The sequence below is a fragment of the Catonella sp. genome (assembly GCF_057250765.1).
Genome location: NZ_DBHIEC010000007.1, coordinates 91,568 through 117,093 on the forward strand (window position 1 = coordinate 91,568; position 25,526 = coordinate 117,093).

Below are 25,526 nucleotides of genomic sequence, written 5' to 3' on the forward strand. Positions count from 1 at the left end.
CCGATTATACCATAAATCAAAAATTATCAAACAAAGTTTCGCTTTCATCTCTTTCTTTACTTAAAGGGGAACAGCAGCTTTGCCATTCCCCTAAGTACATTTCATAGGTAGATTCTAGCTTCTAAACACTTCTTACTTTCAATATTGTAAAAATTTGACCTTATATTTTCTAAGTATAATGTTTAACGGTATACTTAATATAAACATTATTAAGCAGTCAACCGCCAAAAGATTATCAATATCCTTTTCAATAACACTGGCTACAATGCCATTATGATAAAAATAATCCGAAAATATTACCTTGCACCAAAAATATAAACCTAAAATTAAAACACCTAATGTAATGCTCCATAAATTTTTATCAGTTGATAACTTCAAAAATGCTATTTTATAAAAAAACAAATTAACTATATATAGCAAAACAAAATTTAAAATAGCATATAAGAAAACACCAAACATTCCACTAACTAAAAGTTCTCTTGTTATACCTGCACACAATATCATCAAAAGGTAGCAAGCTCCAACATTCATACCTATCTTAGTTATAAATTTCATACTTACCCCTCCAACTTACTTAAATCAACGGTATTAGTAATTTCAGTATTGGTTCCTGTTATAAATATTTTATTGGCTATTATTATGCCGTTGAATTTAACATCATAACCTGTTATTGTAACTGTGCCATTTGGAGCATATATTATACCGTTAAAGTCAAATTTTTTATTTGCTATTATGCTTATATCTCCTTTTTCTGAAGTCAAAATTACAGGCTTTTTAGTGACAAATTCTCTTGTGTTATATCTCAGATGTTTTCTCACATTTAACGACTTATCAAGCATAAAGTTTTTATGCTTAACATAGCAGGTATTTCCAATGATTGTATGATTTTCTATGTTCTTAAACTCTGTAGCAGGGATAGCCTCTTTAATATATCCTGCCAATCTGGTCTCAAGATTCTCCTCTAAATTTATATTATCTGTTTTCTGTTTTATTGCGTTTTTAAGATATGTTTTTGCATTAAAGATACCATTTCCATTAAAATTACTGCTAAGTACACTTAGTAAACCATCTGATGATATATTGGTATCAATAGCCAGGTTTTTTGAAGCAAGATTGGTTGATAGAAGCCTGTTTTTTGAAACCAGACCATAATTACTAAAATAACTTGAATCATAATCAAGCTCTTCCTCTAAGTTCTTACCTTCATATATGTTACTAGGCTTAATTATTCTGTCAATATTTCCGTCTGAATCTTCATCTAACTTAAGATTTAGTCCGCCATTAAAGTCAGTATCGGTATATATCTTAGTTGTTTTGGTTATCGGTACATTCCTAAAGACTACTCTTTTAATTTCATAACCTGAGTCAAATATGGAGGCAGTATACTCCATAACTCCGTTATCTGTACCTGTAAGCAGTACATTGTTATCCTGTTGATTTAAATATGCAATTTTTATGTCATTATCTTTTCCTAAGCTATAGAAATCACCTTTTTCATAATCTTTGTTATAAGTAGTTTCATTAGTAACTTCTGCCCATACATTCCCATCTGAATCTGTCATGGATAAATTTACAGGGCAGGCAACTCTTAATTTGATATATTTCTGTGCAGGTTCAAGCCAGCCTGTTGCATTTATAGCTTTTGGCAAATCATCTAAAATATTTTTAGAATGAGCTGTTGTACCATTTAGTATATTACTTACAAAGTCTATTACATCCTGATTTCCTGCAAGTTTAGCATGTTCTTCATTGATAAAAAAATCTCTGTCTTTATCGATTGTATTCCCAATGGTGGCACTTATTACAGGTACTGTACCATCACCCATATTGGAAGTAACAAGATTACTAGCAAATTTATATTTGCCATTAGTATAATATTCCTCGATCTCCATCAAAGTATTCTTATTATGCCCAATTACTGCATAAAAATCAACGGAACTAATTATATGTTTATTACCAAAAATACCCTTATGAAATTTTTCTGCATTAGATAACATTGGCTTTAATATATCAACACTATTTCTAGCCCAGTTTCTAGTAGATATTAAATTATAAGTTTCATTATAATTTAGTTTACTTATCTTGTTTTTTTCCGCTAAGCCAGCTTTGATAGAAGCCATATCTATATCGGTTTTTTTAATGTATTTAGTTCCGCCTAGTTCAAAAAATTTTTCTGTCGGTAATAATTCATATACTGAAAAAAAATTATTAACTACAGCTTTAAAGTATTCTTTGACAAAATAATCTTGCCAATTACTTAAAAAACTTCCTGTTTCAAGTGTAAATAATGATTTAGGGGCACCTAAATATGGTGTTCCTAAAGTTATCAATTATTTTTCCTTGTTCAGAAAATACTTACTTTTCAAGGTATTTGCTAGAGTTTGGTTTGCATGAACTACTCAAGATTCCGAGAGTTCATTTAGATCCTTTAATATGTTTTATGCTCTTCTACATATAAGATAGCAGAACTAAAATTCGTTAAGTATCTCCATTCTTATACCTCTGTGGATTAAGTCTTTTCATAACCTGCCTCCAATCATTTTTTTTTTGGTTTATAGGACGTTTAGGCTGATGCAATATACCTAAACATATAGATGGATACTTGCTTACACTCTTTATAACTTCAATCCTCATTACCCTTTCAATAACCTTAAGGCCCCATTGTTAACATTCTTTATTTTCACTTATCTCATATTGTCATTCTTAGTTTAATGATAAATTATTTGATGCACTCCTTATTATGTCTTTAATTGTAATGTAACATATTTTTAATCTTAAATCAATTTCAATTTGCTTTATTTTGTAGAAATCGTCAAAGAATATCGAAGATATGATTTAATAGTACGCGAAATAGGATTATACTCATTAATCGTTTGTTTAACAATCGCTGTTTGCACTTGTATTATTTTAGTGTTATTTGAAAAAGTAAATTCCACATTAGTATGGATTTTACTTTTTCCTGGTTTTGGAAAGTAAACTCGACTCCTGTTTGCTATGACAAAAATAGGTCACGTTCTTCCTGTAAGGCCAATTATAGCATTTTTTCAGATAACGTATACATCTAGCTCTTAATTTATGTAAAATTTATAAAAAGTAACTTCCATACCGTATCTATAATAAAAAATTAAAACTTAGGTTTAGAAGTTACTTTTGCAATTCACCTTTATTTTTAGCTACCTTACTACACTTATAGCTTTTCTAATTTCAGAGAGTAATTCCTCGTATGTTTCTATGGTTCTCACATCCTTGTTTTCATTTTTTATTCTCTCAGGGCTTCTAAATAAAAACCCTGCTTTACTCGCTCTTATCATACCCAGGTCGTTGTAGCTGTCTCCTGCCGCTATGGTATCAAAGCCTATACTCTGTAAGGCTTTTACAGTATCAAGCTTAGTTCCGTTCTTTCTAAGCTTGTAGTCTATTATTTCACCGTTGTCAGCTATCTCAAGTTCATGGCAAAAAAGAGTCGGATAACCTAACTTTTTCATCACAGGAAGTCCAAACTCCCTATAGGTGTCACTTAGTATTATCACCTGCGTGAAGCTTCTAAGCTCGTCTAAGAACTCCTTTGCTCCCTCGTAGGGCTCGACCTTATCTATCACCTTTTGGATAGCTTTGATGCCGTAGTCATGCTCCTTTAAGAGTCTGATACGCATTTTCATAAGCTTATCATAATCAGGCTCATCCTTAGTGGTAAGCCTAAGCTCTTTTATCCCTGTTTCATGGGCAAATTCTATCCATATCTCAGGAATCAATACCCCTTCCATATCTAAACAGACTATACTATTCATAATACCTCCCCCAAAACAATTTAACACTTGTTCACTATCTCTTTTTTTCATTTTAAATCAGCATCTGGTATACACACTGCATAAGTTTTATTGACAGTCATGTCAACGTTTGAACAGACTCTTCCACACTGCCACTTCATTTGACTTGCTTAACATCTTATCCATATCTATCCCTGCAGGACATATATCCTTACAGGCAAGGGACTTGCCACAGCCCTTATAAATATGTTCCCTATACTCTCTCTTAAGTTCCTCTGCCCCACCTCTACCTGCGGCAGTTATCAACCTTGTAGCAGGCACAAAGGATGCTGCGCCATAGAAGTCTCCTCCCACATAAAAATTCGGACAGACTTCCAGGCAGCACCCACACATCAGACATCTTGAAGCCTCATAAGCTGTATCCGTATTCTTGTCAGTAAGCCTTACTTCTTCTTCGAGATAATTCTTGATGTCACGCAGGTTATTATACAATATACTTCTGTCAACAATAAAATCTTTTATTACGGGGAACTTGCTAAGTGGGGCAAGTGTGAGCCTGTCCTTCTTCATATAATCCCTTATAAATGTATCGCAGGCAAGCCTTGGCCTTCCATTTACAAGAATAGCACAGGCTCCGCATTTTTTCTGGAGACAGCTGCACTCCCAGCTTATGTAGGGCACGGGCTCTCCCTCTGTATCTCTTATGTCAGGATTAGCATTTATCTCACGAAGCAGGCTTGCCACCGTCAGATTTTCCTTTTTAGGAGTTAGCTTAATGCTTTGAAAATAAGGATTGCTCTTAGCATCTTCCTGCCTTTTTATCTCAATTATTACTTCCATTGGTTCTCCATAACTCTATGTTTATATTTTCCTCGCTTATATAAGCCTTAGTTAAACCCTTATACTCATCACTTCTATCAGGATAATCTTCCCTGTAGTTTGCTCCCCTGCTCTCTTTCCTGTAAAGCGCACTTAGTATGAGTGCCTTTGCAAGGCTAAGCCTGTCTTTTTCCCTTTCATTTAACTGCCTCTTAGATAGCTTGGCGATTGCAGTAAGTCCCTCATTAAGCAGTGCTTTATTCCTCACTATCCCTAGTGCAGAAAGTAAAATATCTCTTAGCTCTATTATAAAGCTATCTCTTGCATTTTCAAATTCACTCTTTTTATATTCTACATCCATAGTAATATCTTCAATGTCGTAATTTGCATCCGCATAACCTGCAGAATTAGAGTCTTTTATCACACTCTGACCTGCCTTCCTTCCTCCGTATATTGCACCTAGAAGGGAATTGCCTCCAAGCCTGTTCGCCCCGTGATAGGCAGAGCTTGCTTCCCCTGCCGCATAAAGGTTTACTACATTGGTCTTGTGGTCTATGTCTACATCTATTCCACCCATAAAGTAGTGGATGCCTGGTCTTACAGGGATAGGATCATTTTTAGGGTCAATACTTAAGTAGTGGATAATCTCTTCTCTTAGATCAGGCAGCCTCTCCTCCCAGACTTCCTTTTTCAGTTCAGTCATATCAAGGTAGACCTGAGCTCCTCCATTATCCCTGCTTACAAAATACATTTCCCTTGAAACCACATCTCTTGGCATAAGGTTCTTAAGCTCAGGATACCTCTCCTCCATAAAGTAGTATTTTTCATTATCCTTATAAACGAAAAGACGTCCGCCTTCTCCCCTAGCAGCCTCGGACACAAGACAGACCTTGTCGGCTATTTCTATAGTTGTAGGATGATACTGTATCATCTCAAGGTTGCTAAGCCTGACTCCTTGTGCAAATACCTTGGCAGTCACATCTCCGGTATTAGCAGTTGTACCTGTGGTAACTCCCCTAAATATACCTGCCATCCCCCCTGTTGCAAGGATTACGCTTCCTCTTATATAATACACCCTGCCAGTGTAATTATCCCTTATTTCTACTCCCTTACAGACCTTACCTTCATTATCAAGCTTAAGCTCTAAGAACTCGTGATGGCTATACCTTTTTATAAGTCCTGTGGTCTCATACTTCCTTACTTCATCTATCAGGGCAGTCATAAGAACCTTGCCTGTACTGCTTTTTGCATAGGCCGTTCTTTTCTTCTTCTGTCCTCCAAAGTTCCTTAGCTGTATGAGATCGTCTTTTAAGTTAAATGGCGCACCTAAGCTTGCAAGATACCTGATTATCTCGGGAGCGGCATTCGTTAGTCCACGAACTGCAGCCTCATCAGCTATATCTCCTCCCGCCTTCATTGTATCTGCAAAATGATTCTCTACGTTATCTTCCTCTCCCATAGTATCTAAGGCTCCGTTTATGCCACCCTCTGCCATAACCGACTGAGCCCTCTCAGATGGATAGTTGGAAACGAGGTTACAGCTTATTCCTTTTTCAGCAAGGGTAATGGCTGCAGAGAGCCCTGCAAGCCCGGCTCCTATTATATTTACCACTTTAGTACCTCCACATTACATTCCATCTAAGGAAATAAATCACAAAAGCTACTGTTGACATAAGAAGAATAAACGCAAGCACAAGCAGTATGTCTTTGACATAGGCTCTAAAGCCCGCTATACCGAAGCTTATGAGCAAAGGCCTTATATTTGATAGTATATGTACCACGAGTGTAAGGATAAGAAGAATAGAAAAAATGAGTTGAATTTCGTTAAATTCTTTCAGCCTAAATACATCTTTCTTACTTGAAAATAGGATTATGTGGCAGGCAATAAGGAGAATCATGGCAAAGCCTGTTATCCTTCTTATCCAAAATACCGCATTCTCCCTAAGGTAAAACTTTCCGCTCTTTTTACCTGCAACGAGCGAATCTATGGTAAGCCTGGTTCCTATCACTATATGGGCTATCAAAAACGCCATTAAAATGTAGGAGAGAGTTTTCATCAAGACATTACCGCCGGGTATTATCTTCATAAGCTGAAATGAGCCTGCCACAGCATGAATCAAAAACAGTATTATTAAAATAAGGCTGATAATAGTATTCCACTTTCTCATCCTGACTTCTTCTCCTCACTTATATTTATATCCTCTATGTAAGCCTTGTTCTTCTCTTTAAGCTTATATGAGTCTGCAAATTCTTTCGACATCAGTAGAACGTCAAATTTACCTTCTTCTGCCCTTGACACGACCAAAACTGCTTCTTCTTTTTTTATCTTCATCTGATTTTCCGGAAGCTTTGAGCGGAAGCTCTCTGCCATTTCCAGCCCCATTGTATCACCCTCAGCCACAGTACAGGCTATGTCTTCAAAGATAATGTCAGTTTCTTTTCCATCAAAGAAATCTATCCACTGGTTTAACTTCTCCTTATCCGTATGAAGCCTGGTGTTTATTAGCACTATATAGTTGCCTGAGGGCTTATCTATGACAACCGAAGGGCTTGATACCGCATCTGCCTCATCTGAAGATAGGAGTCCCCTCCAATAATCTGTCATCATCAAAGGGACTCCTACCACTATAAACAACGCACCTGTCACTATAAAAAGATGCTTTAATATTTTAATTATTCTCATCATTATTTTGCTTTTGCTGAGTCAAGAGCTATCTTGGCCGCCTCAACAAACTGGTCATGGTTAATGGTTGCACCTGATATCGCATCAATATCATCAGGATTGCCGCTCTGAACAAGGAGCTTCGCATACTCCTCGCAAGCCTTAACAGCCTTCTGCGCCTTGTTGTAGAAATCTCTATTTGCAACACTTCCCTGCTTCTTACCATAGTCTGCACCCTTCTCAGTGCCATCAGGCTCATAGGTCGTAAAGCTGCACTCGGTAATTGCATTATCCTTTACAGTAATCTTAACCACGCCATAGCCGTTTCCTGCATCTGAGCCATCAGGATTCGTATAGACTGAGCTGGTACCCTCATAACTTCCGTCAGCAAGCTTCACACTGCCGCCACAAGCAGTAAGCATAGCAATTATAGACGCAAAGCTCACAATTCTCATATACTTTTTCATCATTTTACTCCTTATAATTTCCACGCTAAGTTACGCCTACGCTGATAAATGCCCAGACTCGCTTAGGCATTATCAGCTCCGGCTATCCAACTAAATTTAGTATCATAAAAGCTTAACTACTCATGAAACCTAATATGTCCCGTAAAGTTACTGTTTACGGTCTCTTTTGATATCTTACCGTTGCGAAGCACTATCATCCTCTGAGCGACCTCAGCTACCTCAATATCGTGAGTAACCACAATGAGAGTTGTGCCTTCGCTGTGAAGCTTCCTAAAGAGTTCTACTACCACCTCTTCGTTGGCATCATCAAGGTTACCTGTAGGCTCATCTGCAAGGATGATTTCAGGTTGGTTGATAAGCGCTCTGGCTACACATACTCTCTGCTGTTCTCCACCTGAGAGCTGGCTTGGAAGGTGCTTAGCCCTGTCTGCAAGTCCCACCCTGTCAAGAGCTTCCATGGCCTCTTTTTCATCAGTAATACTGTGGTAATACTGTGCAAGCATAACATTTTCAAGCGCTGTAAGATAGTTTACAAGATGGAACTGCTGGAAGATGAGTCCTATCTTATCTCTACGGATATTGGTAAGGTTCTTTGCGCTTTCCTTTGCGATATCTACTCCGTCTAAGAGGACTGAACCCTTGGTAGGCTTATCCATACAGCCTATTATGTTCATCATAGTGCTCTTACCTGAGCCTGAAGGCCCCATTATAGACACCCACTCACCCTTTTCTACCTTGAAGTTAACATTGTCAAGGGCGTGAAGGTCACCATATATTTTGTATACATCTTTCAACTCTAACAAGCTCATTTTTTATTCTCCTTTTAACACTAAAGCAGGATCTATCTTGGTTGTTGTCCTTATAGGTATGAGGCAGGCAATACCTGTAACTGCTATAGATACAATGATGGTTATAGGCACAAGCAAAGGCCTGAAGGATATCGAACTGCCAAATACATTGACACTGACTGTCTGTGCAAAGGCAAAGCCGATAACTGAGCCTACAACTCCGCCAAGACCTCCAAGCAGTATGCCTTCTCCCATAAATTCTTTGATTATACTGGAATCCGAGGCACCTATTGCCTTTCTAAGTCCAATCTCTTTCCTTCTCTCAGTTACTACAGCTGTCATAGTTGTTGCAACACATATCATCGTGAGTGCAAGAACTATAGCTGTAACAAGAAATACAAGAGCCTGGAGCTTTGAGAGTACTGTAGTTTCAGATGCAGTAACCCTCTTAACCAGACTTGCACTCACTGTATCTACCTTTTTATTTATCTCAGAAACGTACTTGTTAAGGCCTTCACCTGAGGTCGATATACTTACCTCTGCTAAATCAATGTTACCTTTTGCCCCTGCAAGAGTCTCAAGGTCCTCCATTGACATATATACATAGTCTTCTTCTCTTCCACCTGTATTTAATATGCCGGTTACCTTGAAGTCAAGCGTATTGTCCTGCTGATCTTTGGCTACATTTTCAGGAGTGAAGCTGACTGTAACGCTATCTCCTACCTTTAGCTCAAGACTGTCTGATATATTCTTACCAAGTAAGAGCTCTCCACTTTGTTTAGGCCAGTTGCCATCTACGAGCCAATAAGGACTGGTTTTCTTTACGTCATTCATTATGGTTCCCGCTGCAAGTATAGGCTGCTCATGCATTCTTACCGTCTCATAGCGGAAAGGTGTGGCACCTACAAGTTCGTTTGATTTAATAATGTCTGTAGCCTTTTTTAAATCGCTCTGTGTAAATCTCCTGTCCGTAGGCGTAAGTACCATATTGGCACCGTAGTTTCTAAACTCTGCCCCCATCTGACGGGGTACATCATAGTAAATGGTTACAAGCCCTGATAGGATAGCCGCTCCTATGGCTATAGCTAAGAGCGCTATAATCATTCTGGACTTTCGCCTCATAAGAGAGGCTGTAATCATTCTTAAAAACATTTTTCTATTTTTCATCATTATCTCCCGTGTAACACTGCCTCAGGCTCAAGTTTAAGAAGCATTCTTATGGCAGGTATGCTTCCGATAAGAGTTACTATAACCACAAGTACTCCAACTATAGGTATAACCATAGGCCTTAGTGTGATAAGTGAGCCAAATACGGTCTTACCGATAATCTGTGCAAAGCCTATACCGCAGGCAAAGCCAACAGTTCCGCCTATAATGGCAGTGATGATAATCTCCGTTAATACAAGCCCTGTAATAGCAGAGTTATGAGCGCCTATCGCCTTCATAAGTCCTATCTCACTGCTTCTTTCCATAACCGAAGCGGTAACCAGGTTACATATACCAAGGGCAGAGCCGATGAGGCTTAATATGGTTATAAGGAGCATCAAAAGCTGAGTCTTGTCAAGGATGGCCCCCTCGGAGTCAGCTACCTGTCTTACAGGGGTAGCTACTGAGTCTGTGATAACCTCCTGTATCTGGTAGCAGATAGAGCTTACATAGGCTGTACAGTACCAGATTTCATATTGGGCTACGGTTAGAGACTGAGGATCCTTAGCCGCCTTAACTGCAAGCTCATTATCAGGAGTAGTAAGGGCACTTACTTCAATGGTGTCAACCTTTCCTTCAAGCCCATCAAGTGCCTGAGCCGCCTTAAGTCCTGTAAATATACGGTCATCTTCATCTCCTCCGGATGAAAATACTCCTACTATGTCTAACTCTCTCTCTTCCTTACTTCCTTTTACCTTTATCTTGTCACCTGACTTGAGCTTAAGCTTCTCAGCCAGATTATCACCTATCATGCAGGCATTTTCATCGGAATTGGTCTGCTCATCTATCCATTTTCCGTCTTTTATCTCCCACCAGCTTCTAAGACTGGCTAGACCGGCATCAAGCTTCTCACCTGTAGGTAACTCCATATGGTGGTTAAACCAGCTTCCCACCACGAGCACATCAGAGCCATCAGAAAGCTTTGCACTGCTATTTATAAAAGGAGTGTAGTCAACTATGTTGAATGCCCAGAATATAGTCTTAATCTTACCTAATTCATCTTCTTTTAGGTAAGCTCCGCCTGATTTACCGCCTTTTAGGTCATAAAGGTCACTTACCACGCTCTGTCTCTTAGGCATAACTGTAATGTTGGCACCGAAGGTCTTAAGCTCTTTGTTTACCTTATCGCCTACATCCAATACCACACATAGCATGGCTGTAGCAAGGGACGCTCCAAGGCCTATAGTAAAGGCAATAAGAATCATTTTTTTCCATTGGCGGATAAGAGTCCCTTTTACCATTCTAAAAAACATATTTATCTCCCTTACTTAAAAATATCCTCGTGTTTCACAAGCTCAGCTATAGGCACTATTATATTGCCGTCCTGAATCTTGTAGTCTATAACTATAGGGTTACATCCACCCTTAAAGCCGATTGTATTGATGTTCATAACTACGTTACAGAGGTTGCAGACTACCTGCCCTTCTCTCTCATAGTATCCTGTCTCACCGCAGATATCACAGGCATCAAGACCAATACCATAGGCACTTGAGTTAGGCTTTTTGATTACTATGAATCTAACTGTCTTACCTTTATCTGTGGTGTAGCCGAATCTATGAAGATGTCCGTCTGAGACCTGATCAAATGTAACTATAACGCTGTCTTTAGTTACCTTTGCATCTTCTACAGGAGATATCTCTATTTCCTGATTTGCATACACCCTAAGTGCTGTAAGTGTTACAAATGAAAATACTGCACACACCACTGCTGTAAAGCTCCAACGCTTGATATTTCTCCATTTTGCCTTGATTTTTCTATGCTCAGCATTGTTTTCATAAGGCTCATTTACGTGGCGGCTCTTAACAAAGAGTACCGCAGGAACAGCTAAACAAGCCAAAACAATGGCAAATGTGAACATAATCTTATTGTTTGAAGTAAATACTGCAATTGTAAATATGGTATGATTGGTCTTTATTACCCTCTTTGCCAGAAATACACCCAAGGTATCGCCCAGCTCATTTGCCATATTGATAAGTATGGCTATAAACATAACTGCAAAGCCAAGCTTTGGACTAAGCCTTACATTTCCCTTATACACAGCAAGTCCCGCAACAAAGCTAAGGATAAGGCCGAAGCACATCCCTACTATGCTGTAGAGGAAAGTAGCAGAGAGCACACTCTGCTCAGCGAATAATATCGTGTGTGGATTTTCTAAAAATGGCGGCAGGAAGTACAAAAGCATAGCTACAGCCATAAGCGAGAGCATAACTGATTGAAGTATGCCTCTTATCTTAGTCTGTTTCCTTATAATGAGACTTATAAGCACAAAAAGAATCAGGGCTGCCAGATTTAGTGCATATATCCTCACATTCCACATAGCTGTATCAACTTTGTTGGTGGTTGTTTTAAATACAGTCATTACTACAGCACTGATAAGACCGATAACAACCGCTGCCCATTGAAACCTCTTATAGATATCTCCGCCCACAAACTTAACGCCTGCAAGTAACAGCCCGGTAAGCAGCATCATTGGAAGTAATTGTTCAGTAGACAATACAAAATATTTAAGCACTTCTTTCTCCTTATCTATAATCCAAACTTCATCCGCCATCTGTATATAGCAAAACACAATACTCTCGTGTTGTCCTATATACAGATGTAGAATATGTGAAGTTAGTATTTACTACAAAAAAACTCTCTTGTAAAAAGCTTACATCGAATTTTTATGCTTTTGATACTTGTATTATACATCACAACAGCTGCACTGGGCTGTTACCCCCAATGCAGCAAATTGTAAGCTTAATAATATTAGTTTTTAATTACCAGCTCTGCTTTACGTAATCCCAGTCTTTCTCAACTGTAAGATTGCCATCCTTAAAGTAGTCTTCAAGAACTGCTCCCGGGCCTGTCTCAGCGTCACTATGGATTAAGTAGCCTTTTTCAGCAGGGCTGTGGATAGTGAATTTAAGCTTGTAGGAGCCTGACTCACCCATCTTAATATTAGCACCGTAGTGAGGACCATCAGAAGCACTCATAGGCATGAAGGTTCCCTTAGCTACCTCTTTACCGTCCTTATCAGATATTAAATAATCAATAGTAAGATATGGAACCCAGTCACCTGTACCAAATCCAAGCTTATTCTCAAGAGCTGAGATATCTGCCTCAAGGTGAACCTCATTCTCCTTGTCTATCTTCTCCTGACCCGGAGCCATAGGAACAGGCTGGAAATATACTGCAGATACGTTGAGGAAGCCTACCTTCTCATCTTCAAAGATAGGAATCTCAGTAAATCCTGCTGCATCTCCAGGTGCAGTAGTGCTTGCTGAACCCTTATCTGCAACAACACTTGATGTCTTGCTTGAAGCTTGGCTAGATGTCTTGCTTGCTGTGCTTGCAGCCTTACTTGTTGTAGAATTTGTTGTAGCCTTCTGACCACAGCCTGTTATAGCTGTTACTACAAATGTACCTGCAATAGCAAGTGATAATAATTTCTTTTTCATATTCTCCTCCTATAAATAAAAATTAATATATATGATAACGAAAGCGGCAGCTCTCATTTATCAACTAATCTACTTCTCACGGTTTCATCTCTTCGCGAGAGCCAAGCCACAGTACTTATGTATACTCTATTTCAGTAACTTCTTACGCCTTACCGGAAGCATTTTCCTGCAGCACTTCTTTAACTACGCTCTTGATGATTTCTCTAAGCTTCTTTTCCTCCTCTTCCTTAGCAAGGGCTTCCTTCTTAGCTGCCTCTTCGGCACGCTTCTTGTCAGCCTCAGCACGGATTGCAAGATTTTTCTTTCTCCAGTGGAGGTATACGATCACTGTAATCACAAGAAGAATAATCTGAGGAATCAGCGTTTCAAGGATAGGATATATGCCAAGTACATCCAAAATCTCGGTTGAAGGTATGATACTTGCGAGCCAGTCAGGTGAAGTCATTACTATCACGTCACCCTCGATGAGCTCTTTTATACCTGCACCAAGGAAGGATATTGACATTACAAACATCAATATACTTGTTGCAGTAAAGAATGGTCTTAAAGGTATTCTTAGGCTGAATGCGTGTATTGCGTAGTATACAAATATAAGGGCTATAAAGCCGACTATAAGTCCTGCCCAAACCATGCCTATATTTTCATCCTTAAGCATAGGCTGGAAGAAAAGAACAACCTCAGCACCTTCTCTAAATACTGCGAGGAAGGCTGTAAAGGCAAGCGCCATCGTACTTCCTGTCTTGGCACTGCTCTCTGTCTTGCTCTTTATGTAGTTTGTCCAGGCATCGCTTTCTGACTTAGATAGCATCCAGTTGCTTACATAATATAAAACTACCACTGCAGTAAGGGCTGTAACGCCTTCGATGATTTCCTGTGAAGCACTGTTTGCCAGTGTAAGTGCCTCTAACAGCCAGGCAAGTACAAAGCTTGCACCTATACCAACTAATGAACCAACATATACAGGCCTAACAAGCTTCTTTCTTCTTTCTGCGTCACCACCCGAAGACTTGGCAAGGTAGGCTATGATAGCACCAACTATAAGTATTGCCTCGAAACCCTCTCTAAGGATAATGGAGAAGCAGGCTATAAATGTAGCCGTTGCTGCACTCCTGCCTCCACCTGATTGTTCTGCAAGCACTTCTTCGACCACCTGTCTTATAGTAGCTGTATCGGCATTTCCTGCTTTTGCATTTCCCTTTGTGGATGAAGCAGGCTGCTTGCCATCAAGAATGTTTGCATCGTTATGAATCATCGACTGAAGCTTATCCACTTCTTTGTTGAATTCATCCACGGAGCCGCCATTTTTAGTCACAGCCTTGCAGGCTGCAAACTGAAGCTCTATCTCAGACTTTCTTGAACCTGATATCTTACCTAAGGTAAGCCTCTCAAATCCTGTTGTCTCATAGTAACCATAGTAGCCATGGTTTATAGTATCATAGGCTCCTTTAGAGTCTCCTGACTTATAAACCTCTTTTGCATGTTCAAACACCTTGTCCATAGCACTCGCTACATCATTCCAGGACTTTGAAGGTGCACCGCTTGCCTTGTATTCTTTCCAGGTCGCATAGTACGCATCATCAGCCTTCGCTATGGAGGTAAAACCAAAGCCTGCTAAAAATACAAACAATACCACAAAAACTCTTGCAAGCAACATTCTTCTCTTACTGTTATACATTAGTTCCGCCTTCCTTCTTTACTTTTGGCTCTTTTGTCATATTGATTGCTTAATCATCCCTTAACCGCAACCTTTACAACAATTAGGTCTCACTAACCACATATAAGTTATCCCAAAACTTTATCTTTGTCAAGTATGATTCCCAATTTCATTTCAAAAACTTTATTGGCATACTTAAACACTTCCTTATCGTGAGTAATGACTAGGACTGATTTTCCGCTTTCTGCAAGTCTCTTAAATATCTTAAGAACTGTCTCAGTGTTTTCATCATCAAGGTCTGATGTAGGCTCATCAGCAAGGATGAATTCAGGTTCATTGATAAGGGCCCTTGATATAGCCATCCTTCTTAGTTCCCCTCCTGAAAGCTCAGTAGGCATAACTGAGGCAAGCTCCTCTATCCCTGTTTCTTTAAGCAGTTCTTTCGCCCTTTCTTCCACTTTCCTTAGCTCTTCCTTATCTTTTGTGCCATTCCCATACAGATTGTAAGGGAGGATCACATTTTCAAGTACTGTAAGTGTATTGATGGCTGACTGTCCCTGAAGTACTATACCAAAGTGTTTATTTCTAAACTTTGACAGGCTTACATCGTCAAGCTTATAAAGGTCAGTATCTCCTACCGTCACTGTTCCTGTACTTGGAGTAAGAAGCCCTGTAAGGATATTTAAGAGTGTACTCTTGCCACTTCCTGACTGACCATAGAGTACTACAAGTTCTCCTTCATTAAGACTAAAGTCATTTTCACCTAAGGCAAAGAACTTGTTAGAACCAGCTCTCTCCCTTAGAAACCATTTACTTATTTTATTCGCCGTAAGCTTCATCAGTTGCCCTCCCTTAGGATAAGTGCTGTGTCTATTTTAGATGTCTTAAGCGCACTTAAGGATGATGCCAGGCAGCCTGCAGCCACCGAAGCTACTATGGTTATAAGAGCAAGCAGGGCTACCTTATCTGCCCCTGGAAGTAAAAACGGAAGGTCAAAGGTAGTAAGGCTTATCTCTCCTACCAGCAAAACCGCCACTACGGCAGTCAGCGCACCAACTACACTTCCTATGAAGTTCACCATAAGGGCCTCTTTAAGGATGATGCCTGCCACCATTTTTCTTGAAGAACCTAGGACTCTAAGAATAGCAAACTCCTTCTTTCTCTCATTAGCTATCATGGTAAAGGCCAGTATTAGAATAAGTATAGCAAGGAGCCAGATTGCTATGATAAGAACGCTTATTATCCTTGAAGCGGATTCAAGCTGTCCTGCAACCCCTGATATCATATCCTGTGTCTGTATAGCCTCTACACCTCTGGTCTTTATATTTATCTCACTCATTACATCAAGAGGAGTATAGCCATCTGCAACATTTATAAGAATACAGGAGGTAAGCTTGTCAGGATCACCGTCATTATTAGTAACCATCCCTGTTTCCTCTGCTGATTTAAGCAGTGCCTTTACGGAATCTATGCTAAGATATACTGCGGTATCAAGATAAGTCCCTGTTTTTTTAAGCTTGCCTTTTACAGTGCAAACCTTCCCATAGAAGGTAAGGGTATCTCCTGCAAATGCGTTGAGGTCGTTACCTACAAGCATTTCAAATTCGCCAAGCTTTCCATCATAGGACTCTTTCACCCAAGGCTTGATAGTAAAGTCAGTCTCCGGATCAAAGCCTATAATCTGAAGCTTAGCCGAGCAGCATCCAGCCTTTGCAGACGCAAGGAAATACTGCTCTGATATCTCCTTTATGCCATCCATATTCTTAATCTTGTCTAAGATACTTCTATCCATGTAGAAATATCCGGGATTGCCCTGCAGTATCATATTGGAGAAGTTTGTCTTGGTCGTAGCTGCGTACGGAACCACCATAACATCCGCTCCAAGCCTTGACCTAAGAGACATAAGTCCTTCCTTAAGTCCTGTGATTGCAAGAGAACCTCCCGTAACCGAAAAACATAGCAAGGCAGAAAGCAGGACTAATATAATCGTCCTGCCCGGTCTTCTTGCTATGTTTTTATATGAAATACTATTAAACACTGACATTTTTACCTCTTATTTTCACTCTCAGCTTCCTTTTTACTAATCACTATGTTTACTGCTTCCACTGCAATTAAAGCTACGCAAACCCCGATAACTGCAGGACGCATTGTTGTTCTACAGTGCATATCCGGCATCATGCATATTCTTATTATAACCTGAGGAAAAAGCATCGCCATAACCGTAACAGGTATCATAGACGCAGATACGGCCGCCCTTTCTCCTGCTTTCTTAAATTTGAACAACAACAGAGACATAACTGCAAGAGCTATTCCTGTAGCAAATATAGCCTGTTCAGCCCAGTGGCAAGGCATAATCATTGCACCCTTTTCCATGCTTACAGGGCAGGAATGAAATACATATTTCACTCCAAATGCAAGCACAAGACTAAGTGCAAGCGAAACTACAGACAGCAGCGTAGAAATTTTGTTCTTTCCACTCATAAATATACCTCTTTCAACACAATATTTTCTTGATGCTTCCATCGATTTAATATTGTAACCTAAGGCAATAAATCCGTCAAGTAAAATTGAGAATTATAATCAATTTTACTTTTCTTATTTATAAAATACTATCAATTATATTAGTATAAATGGGACTGCGTTGCAGTCCCACCGCTTTCAGATTGCAAGATTTCATCTTCTTGGAATTCGAATAAGTATTTAATTATAGTTATTTATTTTAAGTAGTAGTTACTTAAGCCAGTCAGTCACACTCTCCCAAGCTTCTTTTCTTTCAAGTCCAAGCTTCCAGAATGCAATTCCTGCTACCTTATCCTTTTCAACCAGCTTCAGTTTTGCCTCAAGTGACTTCTCCTCTTCAAGCCAGATTCTCATTCTATCTTTTCCGTCCTTCCACTCAGCATAGTACTGTCCTTTTTCCTTGTCCCATTCTTTCTTAGCTTTGTTGCTGCTTACAAGATTTAGTCCGCCATCCATAGACAAAGCCCTGCTGGTAAGCTTTCCTGAATGTGCTTCCCTCCAAAGTCTTGTATAGAATGGCAGACCCACTATCAGCTTCTTCATAGGTGCACTCTTGGCGGTATTCTCTATGCTGTTTTTCACCCAGCTAAGGCTTGATACTGAGCCTGCTTTGGGAGAGCCCGAATAATGCTCATCATACGCCATTACACATAGATAGTCCGAGACAATTCCCTGCTCTTTGATGTTATAAAAAGCATTGAATTCAAGTGGAATATAGTTGTCTACAGAAAGTACCTTTTTCCTGCTTCTCATCTCTATGGATAGCTCTCTTAGGAACTCTATATACCCTGAGGCATACGAGGACTTAATATGCTCAAAATCAATATTTATGCCATCCAGATTATATTCTTCAATAAAATATATGATATTTTTAATCAAGTTACCTCTTGTTATAGTACTCATAAACAGCCTATTGTAGTCAACATCCTTGTTAAAGTCACTGATTAAAGGCCATACATCCACATTTATAGCCTTAAGCTTTGTCACATAGTCCTTAGATGCAAGGCTTGTAACCTCACCTTCAGAGTCTGCCACCCCAAACCATGTAGGAGATATTACATTGAGGCCTTCCGCCTTGGCAAGGGCAGTCCCCCAGCCCGCATTGGCTGCAGTGCTTGTAACCTGATGCCAGCCAAGAACTATAGGTTCATCTTTCGTAATGCTCGTATAGCCTGCATCTTCTTTTTCTCTGTCAAAGCTGTACTTTTTGTGCTCGATATTATCTGTATCAAGATCAGAGGTCTTAATATATCCTGTCACGCCATCCTCGGTAAACACTCTGGTATAGTCATTCCCTGTGCCTTCAAGAAGATATACCTTTTCTCCCTCTTTTAGCTCCTTTAGGATAGGCTCTTTTTTGTCCCCTGCTTCTCTAAGTGTTGAATCACTTTTAACACCTGCGTACTCATATTCAGCGTTATTCTCATCAAAGATGACTACTCTTCCCGGATTTTCATAGACATCCGCCTTCATCTCGTGCCACTTTTCTATAAAATCCAGAGCAACATAGAGATTGCCACCGTCTTCTATAAAGCTTGGTACTTCTTCTGTCTCATCTTTCCCGTTTACCTGATATTCTTTTTCTCCTGCCGTGTAGACGTATTTTTCAGTAGCAGTCGTATATACTACCACGTCATCCAGGGCATCATAGTATATCCTTGGCATCATCTTTTCGGCCGCAGAATAAGGCAGATAGGTCTTTCCATCCTTTATAATGGCATTTTCATCTGACTTAATAAGGTCAACTACAAGCCTTGCCTCACCCTCAGGGAGCTTATAGTAATCTGTTAGTGAAATTTTCGTATTGTTTGAGCCACTAAAATCAAGCTTTTTTCCTAATACAAGGATAACAGCAGATATAATTGCTATTACAACTACCGGAATAATAATCATAATAGGATTTAATTTTTTAATCATTGGTACCTCCAAATAATAAGTTTCCTAATTATGATACCACTACTATGGAGATTTGTCATTTATTTTTGTACACACAATAAAAACACCGGACTCTCTAGGTAAGAAAGTCCGGAGTCATTCAATAAGCAAACCTTGTGATGTAACTACTCCTTTTTATTCCAGTAAGCAGCAGCTTCTTTCCATTCTTCGTCTTTGCCGGCAAGCGTCCTTTCCCGCCTCTCTCTTTCACCTTCAAGTGATTTGTCAATGTGCATGTCATACGTGTAGCCTGATAGATTGTTTGTTATCTTCTTTGGGCTTAGCAGCTTTGCTGCTCTTTTATTTACAGGATAATTAACCTTATGTCTGTCAGACTGCTTTCCTATAGTGAGGTATAGCTTCGCTCCCTCAAACAATTTGATATCGGAAAGTGCACTTTCAAGGATTATTATTTCTTCTTCACAAAGTGCCAGATAAACCAAAGATTTTTCCTTAGACTTGTTAAAATCCATTATCTTTTTTTCAGATACTACAGTATAATTGCGTCCGTCAGCCAAAGACAGCCTGACATCCGCGTAATCTCCAACTTTTAGGAGTTCAGGCAGCAGGATATCTGAGTATTCACATATAAACTCATTTTCTCCCAACTCCGTTTTCCTGCCTACAGGCAAAGCAAGCTCATTTCCTGTCTCAGACATTTCATTTCTTGCTGTTTCTTTTAGTTCCATTTCACTCTCTGAAACCACGGTCTCGTCCACCGTCTCTTTCTCAGGTAAAATATTAACCTCTGCCTGTTCTACATTAATGTTCTTATCTGATGGCCTGTTTAACAGCATAAATGCCGATATTGCAGTTACTGTGACCACAAGCAATATAAATAAAAATACCACTAGCTTCTTTCTTCTGCCAACTCTTTCAAAATCATCATCAGATAATAGTTTTGCTTCTTCCTTACTAATAAACATAAATCCTCCTCTTATTATATCCTCTCTCTTCCTATTCCTCTGCATCCCGGTTTTATCTTAAGCCAGTTAAGAAACTTTCTTGTCTCCCTAAGACTTGCCTCATCCGATAAATTATCAATTATAAGCCAATCCTTTTCTCCAATATCCTCTCTATGTGAAGTTAAGAATGCAACCGACCTACTTCCCTTAATAAGGTTGTTTTGTATGACGATTATCTTTTCATCACAGCTGTAGAACAAAAGAGAAAACTCATCTACTCTTCCAAAGTCAATGACAATGTTGTCAAAGCCTTTTTTTATAATATAAGCCACATCTTCCTCCGCCACTGAGTTAAAAATTCTGATGTTTTTTAAGTCTGTCATGCAGTTAAGGTTAGTCTCAGTCCCGTCTTCATCCCTAATTAAAGACAGGAATGCAACCTTTCTTCCCTTTGCAGCCAACTCCTTTGCTAAAAGCAGGGCAATATGAGTGGTGCCTACTCCACTCTCTGCTCCACAAACAGCTATCATCTTCGAAGATATATCCCTAATTATGCCTCTTTGCTGATTCTTTTGCGAAGTCGGTAGTGCTTCTTTACAGATTTTTTTTACAAGCTTTTCAACATCCTTTATATCAGGGCGTTCATCAGGACCTTCTTTTAGACAAAGGCTTGATAACCTAAGCAATTTGTCTCTGATGCTCTTTTTAAACAAACTGTTTTTCTGTCTGTTTTTTTCTGCCAAATATCTTACTAAAGAGCCAAAACCATAGATGTCCGTTGCCCTTCCTAAGGCCTTCCCCTTTATTAGTTCGGGAGCCGCAAAGCCACTTGTTGCAAGAGGCGTAAAACCATCATTTCCTTCTGTATAAACTACTGAACCGAAATCTACTACCTTAAGTCCGTTTTTTGTAAGAATTATATTGCCGGGTTTCCAATCGATGTAAAGCACAGATTCTTCCAAAGAGTTAATAAATTGCAGAAAGTCTAAAAGTCCTTTTACTATATATGAAAGCTCCTTCTCATCAAGACAGTTTTGCAAGAATTCTTCTGATGCAAGACCAACTCCTTCAACGTACTCTTCAACCAGATATAGGTTTTCGCCATCTTCCTCAACATCATATAGCTTGGGTATAAAGTTAGAACTATACCTAGACAGAAACTTAGCCTCCGTCTTTAGCTGATTAAAAAATGGATTGGTTTTTGATATTTTTTTGATTACACGATATTCTTTAAGCTTCACATGTGAAGCAAGGAACACGTGCGGATTAGGATTTAGGGGATCCAGAATAGAGAGAATATGGTATTTACCTAACCATAGGTTAATCCATATCAGCTCCTTTCACTTTAGGAAATTTCCAAAACTAACATTAATGTACCCGTATTGTACCTGTTTTATGCGAAGATTTCAACGGCATTTTCACCAAAATTTCGAAGGTTTTTTCGGCATAATTACCAAAGCTTTGAGTGGTGGCTGAAAGTCAAGGAAAAAAGTAAGTCACCACTAAAGATTGACAATATTTCTCTTTTATCCTATACTAATCTTTTAGAAAGTCCTAACAATCAATAGGCAGAAAGGTCAGTTTATGAAAATAGAAAAACTTAATGAAAATCAGCTTAAGATAACCTTGGCGCCTGAGGACCTTAGTATAAGGGGACTTGCTCTAAATGAGCTCTCTTATGGTTCTCCAAAGACCAAGGAATTATATAATGAACTTGTTGATCAGGCTCTTACTGAATTTGGCTTTGAAAGTGAAGATGGTGCGCTGGTTATAGAAGCTATCCCTACTTCCAAAGGAAATCTCGTCATCTTCATCACTAAGAATCAGACTGCGGATGACCTCGATACCAGGTTCTCAAGATTCTCACCTGATATACTAGAGGAGGTAGAGGAAAATGAGTTTGTACCTCTTACCGATATGCTAAAGTTTTCGGGGCTTAATGATAAGAAGACTAAAGCTTCTGATAGGGGCCTCGGTGAGAAGGTACCAAAAAAAGACGGAGATGCCAAAATCTTTGTATTCAATACACTTGATGCTGTTACTGAGCTCTGTGTCCACATAAAGGATATATTTATTGGTAAAAGCTCTCTGTTTAAGAGCAACCAAAGCAAGCTGTATTTCCTAATCCTTGAGAAGAATCTTTCAGACAAGGAAACCTTTGGGAAGATATGCAATATTGCGTCTGAGTTCTCTACTCAGGGCAGAAGCAACTATGCAACTACCTCTGTAATAAATGAGCATTGTGAGAAGATAATCGGCTCAGATGCCGTTACCATACTTGCGGCTATTAATTAGATTAGAAGCCATAGACTGTATCAAAGCCGGGGGATAGCAGTACTGTCCAAAAACTCTTTATTAAATATCGTTTATTAGCAAAAAAAGAACTGTAGCGGATATCGTTACAGTTCTTTTTAGATAAATTACATTAAGCTACAAACTCATTAAGAAGCTCACAAAGCTCATCAGCATCAATTCCGTGAACCTCTGCAGCCTCCTCTAGTGTCTCTCCCAGAGATGATGGGCATCCTACACAGTGCATACCTGCGTTTAGAAGCACCGGAATAAGGTTCTCATCTACCTTAAGAATATCAGCTATTATCATATCCTTTGTTATTTTCTGTTCTGCCATAGTTTTACCTCTTTCAAACCTGATTTTACTGTAAAATGTGTCTACATAGTACCAAACACACATACCATTATAAGCTACGAAGCCTCCTTAGTCAAGAAGTGGTTATGGTGTTTCTGCCGTACCATCTGAGTTCTCTGTTGCACCTTCTGTCTGTCCGTTGTCGGCATTATTATCTTCAGCACCGCCTGTGTTATCAGAGTCCTCATTTGAAGGATTATCTTCGTCTACCGTTCCTTCTTCAGGATTTTCCCCTTCATCTATAGTAGTTTCATCCTGTTTCCCAGTATCTGTATTAGTATTTTTCTTCTCTTCTTCGGCCTTTTTCTCTTCCTCAAGCTTCTTTTCTTCCTCTTCCTTAGCCTTTTCTTCCTCTTCCTGCTCTTCTTCAGTGTCTTTATCTGTCTCCTCAGTATCTTCTTTTGTAGGAGCTGCAGTTATCTTATAGTCGTCAAGCTTTGCCAAAGGAAGTCCATTATTAATGCTATCCATATAGGTTTTCCATATGCCAAGAGGTGTAGCAGTATAGGTTAGTCCCGCAAGGCTTTTCGGTATGTCATATCCCACCCACACGCTGGTGGTGTAGTACTTGGTAAAGCCAACGAACCACAAGTCCTTACTATCGTTAGTCGTTCCTGTCTTACCTGCACAAGGCATAGTGGCAAGCTTTCCACCTACACCTGTTCCCTTGGTCATAACTGCTTCCATACAGGTTATCATCATCTTGCAGGCATTTTCATCATAAATATACTTGCTTGTTCCCTTTTGATAGAACCCGTCAGCAACTATATCATTGCCGGAAGAATCAGTCATTTTCATTATGCAGGTTGGCTCCCTGAACTCTCCTCCATTTTCAATGGCTGCGTAAGCAGACGCCATTTCGACAGCATTTACACCCTTGGTGAAACCTCCAAGCGCGGCCGACGGATAGTAATCAGTGTCGGCTATGCCGGAAAATCCCATATCAAGGAGCTTCCCTATACCTATAGCAGGGGAAATCTCTGTAAAGAGCTTCCAGGCAACTGTATTCTTAGACTTGGCAAGTGCATCTAAGATAGTCATATCTCCACTAAATACTCCGTCTGCATTTACAGGACCGCCCTCTATCTTCTCGTCTTTTACTATGCTTTCCGGTGTGTAACCCTGTTCAAATGCAGGGGTATATACAATGAGGGGCTTGATTGTACTTCCAGGCTGTCTAAAGCTCTGATATGCCCTGTTTAGAGTACTTCCCTTTAGCTTCTGGCTTCTTCCGCCAACTATAGCAACTACTCTTCCGCTGCTGTTATCTATGGTTACTGCTGCTCCCTGTAAGCTGTAGATGCCTGACTTGCTCTTTTCACTTGAGACGCTAAGTCCGCCATCAACTGTATCCTGAAGGAGCTTTTGCTTATCAGGATCAATGGAGGTATATATCCTGTAGCCTCCGGAATACAGCCTTGTCTGGCAGCTTGAATATACTTCACTGTAGTTCTCATTATAAGCTTTTCTATCTTCATCTGAATTAAATGAGTATCTGAAATTAAAGCCTTCAGACTTCATTAGTGCCTTAACCGCCCTATCAAGTGCAAATGTAAGGGCGTAGCTGCTCTTTTCTACTTTAGGCGCCTTTAACTTAATTTCCTCAGACTTAGCCTTAGAAGCCTCTGCCTCGCTAATCTTGCCATCAAGTACCATTTGGTCAAGGATTCTATCTCTTCTGGCAAGGGTTCCCTCGATATTTTCGTAAGGATTGTACCTTGTAGGGCTGTTAGGAATGCTTAAGAGGAATGTAATCTGCGAAAGGGACAAAGAATTGACTCCCTTTCCAAAGTAGCCAAGAGCCGCTGACTGTATACCATAGTATCCATTTGCAAAGTATATGTTGTTTAGGTAGAACTCCATTATTTCTTTCTTTGTATACTTTTTTTCAAGCTCTATAGCAATGAATATCTCCCTTGCCTTTCTCTGCCAGCTCTCTTCAAAGGATAGGAAAATATTTCTCGCAAGCTGCTGTGTAATGGTGCTTCCGCCCTGGGTGATTACACCCTTATTCTTGATATAAGCAAGGCCTGCCCTGATTATGGCTTTCAGGTCATAGCCTTTATGCTTAAAGAAGTTCTTATCCTCGATGCTGGTTATGGCAGAGACAGCCACCTGCGGGATGTCACTGTATTTTATGTAATATACATCCTTTTCGCCCTTTAGCTTGGACATTATATTGCCGTTTGCATCATAGATTATACTGGTTTCATTTTGCCTAAAGGTCTCCATAGTACTCTTTGACACTATCTTCTTAGCATCACTCTCCATAGCAATGAGCTTCTTCCCATATTTCATATATATAAGAACTCCGCCTATTACAACTATGGCAAGCAAGAGGGCTATGATAATCTTAATCACTATTCCTATAGCTCTTTCAACAGGATTTTTCTGTCTTTTTTGTTTTTTTACTTTTTTAGCCAAATCTCAGTCCTCCTTATCAGTTCATTGTAGCACAAGCTATTTAAAAATAAAATTATTAATCCTTAAGATTTACTAATCTATGATTATACCACATATTTTTGTCAAAATTTTGCCCTTGAAAAATATTTTTACCTGTACTATACTAAGAAACTGAGTGTTATAACCTTCCCACTCGTATAAAAACTAAAGGAGAATAAAATAATGGAAGAATTAAAAGCAATGCGCGTTCAGGGTATGTCACGTACCCTCGTTATCACCCAGGCGGCTATAATAGCTGCTCTCTACACTGTAC

24 protein-coding genes are annotated in these 25,526 nt (G+C 39.4%); 1 reads left to right on the forward strand and 23 read right to left on the reverse strand.

The features are described from left to right. Positions 1-138: 138 nt before the first annotated feature. The 21 genes from ACO6HM_RS05355 to ACO6HM_RS05455 all read right to left on the reverse strand — a co-directional run bounded on the left by ACO6HM_RS05355 (position 139) and on the right by ACO6HM_RS05455 (position 21,422). Positions 139-555, reverse strand: a complete 417-nt coding sequence (locus ACO6HM_RS05355) for a hypothetical protein (RefSeq protein WP_485390109.1) — start codon at positions 553-555, stop codon at positions 139-141. A gap of 2 nt (positions 556-557) precedes the next feature. Then, positions 558-2,330 carry a hypothetical protein gene (locus ACO6HM_RS05360; RefSeq protein ID WP_485390110.1) on the reverse strand — a complete coding sequence of 591 codons (1,773 nt, stop codon included), beginning with the start codon at positions 2,328-2,330 and terminating at the stop codon, positions 558-560. Between the two features lie 148 nt (positions 2,331-2,478). Continuing rightward, positions 2,479-2,646, reverse strand: a complete 168-nt coding sequence (locus ACO6HM_RS05365; protein ID WP_485390140.1) for a hypothetical protein — start codon at positions 2,644-2,646, stop codon at positions 2,479-2,481. Between the two features lie 527 nt (positions 2,647-3,173). Further along, the gene (gene thrH / locus ACO6HM_RS05370; RefSeq protein WP_485390111.1) at positions 3,174-3,788 is read right to left on the reverse strand and encodes a bifunctional phosphoserine phosphatase/homoserine phosphotransferase ThrH; all 615 of its coding nucleotides are present in this window, start codon (positions 3,786-3,788) and stop codon (positions 3,174-3,176) included. A 102-nt stretch (positions 3,789-3,890) separates the two neighbouring features. Continuing rightward, complete coding sequence (locus tag ACO6HM_RS05375) at positions 3,891-4,607, reverse strand: succinate dehydrogenase/fumarate reductase iron-sulfur subunit (RefSeq protein ID WP_485390112.1); 717 nt, start codon at positions 4,605-4,607, stop codon at positions 3,891-3,893. Beyond that, the gene (locus ACO6HM_RS05380; RefSeq protein ID WP_485390113.1) at positions 4,591-6,198 is read right to left on the reverse strand and encodes an FAD-binding protein; all 1,608 of its coding nucleotides are present in this window, start codon (positions 6,196-6,198) and stop codon (positions 4,591-4,593) included. Before ACO6HM_RS05380 ends, ACO6HM_RS05375 begins: the two co-directional genes overlap by 17 nt. A gap of 1 nt (position 6,199) precedes the next feature. Next, the gene (locus ACO6HM_RS05385) at positions 6,200-6,754 is read right to left on the reverse strand and encodes a hypothetical protein (protein WP_485390114.1); all 555 of its coding nucleotides are present in this window, start codon (positions 6,752-6,754) and stop codon (positions 6,200-6,202) included. Continuing rightward, positions 6,751-7,194 carry a hypothetical protein gene (locus tag ACO6HM_RS05390; RefSeq protein ID WP_485390115.1) on the reverse strand — a complete coding sequence of 148 codons (444 nt, stop codon included), beginning with the start codon at positions 7,192-7,194 and terminating at the stop codon, positions 6,751-6,753. Before ACO6HM_RS05390 ends, ACO6HM_RS05385 begins: the two co-directional genes overlap by 4 nt. A gap of 77 nt (positions 7,195-7,271) precedes the next feature. Further along, positions 7,272-7,715 carry an FMN-binding protein gene (locus ACO6HM_RS05395; RefSeq protein WP_485390116.1) on the reverse strand — a complete coding sequence of 148 codons (444 nt, stop codon included), beginning with the start codon at positions 7,713-7,715 and terminating at the stop codon, positions 7,272-7,274. A 116-nt stretch (positions 7,716-7,831) separates the two neighbouring features. After that, on the reverse strand, positions 7,832-8,524 hold the full coding sequence (locus ACO6HM_RS05400; protein ID WP_485390117.1) for an ABC transporter ATP-binding protein: 693 nt from the start codon (positions 8,522-8,524) through the stop codon (positions 7,832-7,834). A gap of 3 nt (positions 8,525-8,527) precedes the next feature. Next, a complete protein-coding gene (locus tag ACO6HM_RS05405; RefSeq protein WP_485390118.1) occupies positions 8,528-9,670 on the reverse strand; it encodes an ABC transporter permease in 1,143 nt (380 codons plus the stop codon). A 2-nt stretch (positions 9,671-9,672) separates the two neighbouring features. Next, a complete protein-coding gene (locus ACO6HM_RS05410) occupies positions 9,673-10,962 on the reverse strand; it encodes an ABC transporter permease (RefSeq protein ID WP_485390119.1) in 1,290 nt (429 codons plus the stop codon). Between the two features lie 11 nt (positions 10,963-10,973). Then, entirely contained in the window at positions 10,974-12,278 is a 1,305-nt protein-coding gene (locus ACO6HM_RS05415; protein ID WP_485390120.1) for a Fe-S-containing protein, read from the reverse strand. A 190-nt stretch (positions 12,279-12,468) separates the two neighbouring features. After that, entirely contained in the window at positions 12,469-13,149 is a 681-nt protein-coding gene (locus tag ACO6HM_RS05420) for an iron transporter (protein ID WP_485390121.1), read from the reverse strand. Positions 13,150-13,291: 142 nt separating this feature from the next. Beyond that, positions 13,292-14,824: an FTR1 family iron permease gene (locus ACO6HM_RS05425; protein ID WP_485390122.1), complete on the reverse strand. Its 1,533-nt coding sequence runs from the start codon at positions 14,822-14,824 to the stop codon at positions 13,292-13,294. Positions 14,825-14,931: 107 nt separating this feature from the next. Further along, positions 14,932-15,642 (reverse strand): ABC transporter ATP-binding protein, encoded by a 711-nt coding sequence (locus tag ACO6HM_RS05430; RefSeq protein WP_485390123.1) that lies wholly within the window; start codon positions 15,640-15,642, stop codon positions 14,932-14,934. Next, a complete protein-coding gene (locus ACO6HM_RS05435) occupies positions 15,642-16,847 on the reverse strand; it encodes an ABC transporter permease (RefSeq protein ID WP_485390124.1) in 1,206 nt (401 codons plus the stop codon). Before ACO6HM_RS05435 ends, ACO6HM_RS05430 begins: the two co-directional genes overlap by 1 nt. Before the next feature lie 2 nt (positions 16,848-16,849). Continuing rightward, complete coding sequence (locus tag ACO6HM_RS05440; RefSeq protein ID WP_485390125.1) at positions 16,850-17,284, reverse strand: DUF4418 family protein; 435 nt, start codon at positions 17,282-17,284, stop codon at positions 16,850-16,852. 249 nt (positions 17,285-17,533) lie between these two features. Continuing rightward, positions 17,534-19,240: a glycosyl hydrolase family 18 protein gene (locus tag ACO6HM_RS05445; RefSeq protein ID WP_485390126.1), complete on the reverse strand. Its 1,707-nt coding sequence runs from the start codon at positions 19,238-19,240 to the stop codon at positions 17,534-17,536. A gap of 143 nt (positions 19,241-19,383) precedes the next feature. Beyond that, positions 19,384-20,184 (reverse strand): hypothetical protein, encoded by an 801-nt coding sequence (locus tag ACO6HM_RS05450; protein WP_485390127.1) that lies wholly within the window; start codon positions 20,182-20,184, stop codon positions 19,384-19,386. 14 nt (positions 20,185-20,198) lie between these two features. Then, positions 20,199-21,422 (reverse strand): protein kinase domain-containing protein, encoded by a 1,224-nt coding sequence (locus ACO6HM_RS05455; protein WP_485390128.1) that lies wholly within the window; start codon positions 21,420-21,422, stop codon positions 20,199-20,201. 325 nt (positions 21,423-21,747) lie between these two features. Between ACO6HM_RS05455 and ACO6HM_RS05460 the strand changes: the two genes are divergently transcribed. Continuing rightward, positions 21,748-22,458: an adaptor protein MecA gene (locus ACO6HM_RS05460; protein WP_485390129.1), complete on the forward strand. Its 711-nt coding sequence runs from the start codon at positions 21,748-21,750 to the stop codon at positions 22,456-22,458. 130 nt (positions 22,459-22,588) lie between these two features. On the opposite strand, the gene ACO6HM_RS05465 is transcribed toward ACO6HM_RS05460, so the two are convergent. Continuing rightward, on the reverse strand, positions 22,589-22,792 hold the full coding sequence (locus ACO6HM_RS05465) for a DUF1858 domain-containing protein (protein ID WP_208428109.1): 204 nt from the start codon (positions 22,790-22,792) through the stop codon (positions 22,589-22,591). 102 nt (positions 22,793-22,894) lie between these two features. Continuing rightward, a complete protein-coding gene (locus ACO6HM_RS05470) occupies positions 22,895-25,234 on the reverse strand; it encodes a transglycosylase domain-containing protein (protein WP_485390130.1) in 2,340 nt (779 codons plus the stop codon). Positions 25,235-25,526: the final 292 nt, after the last annotated feature.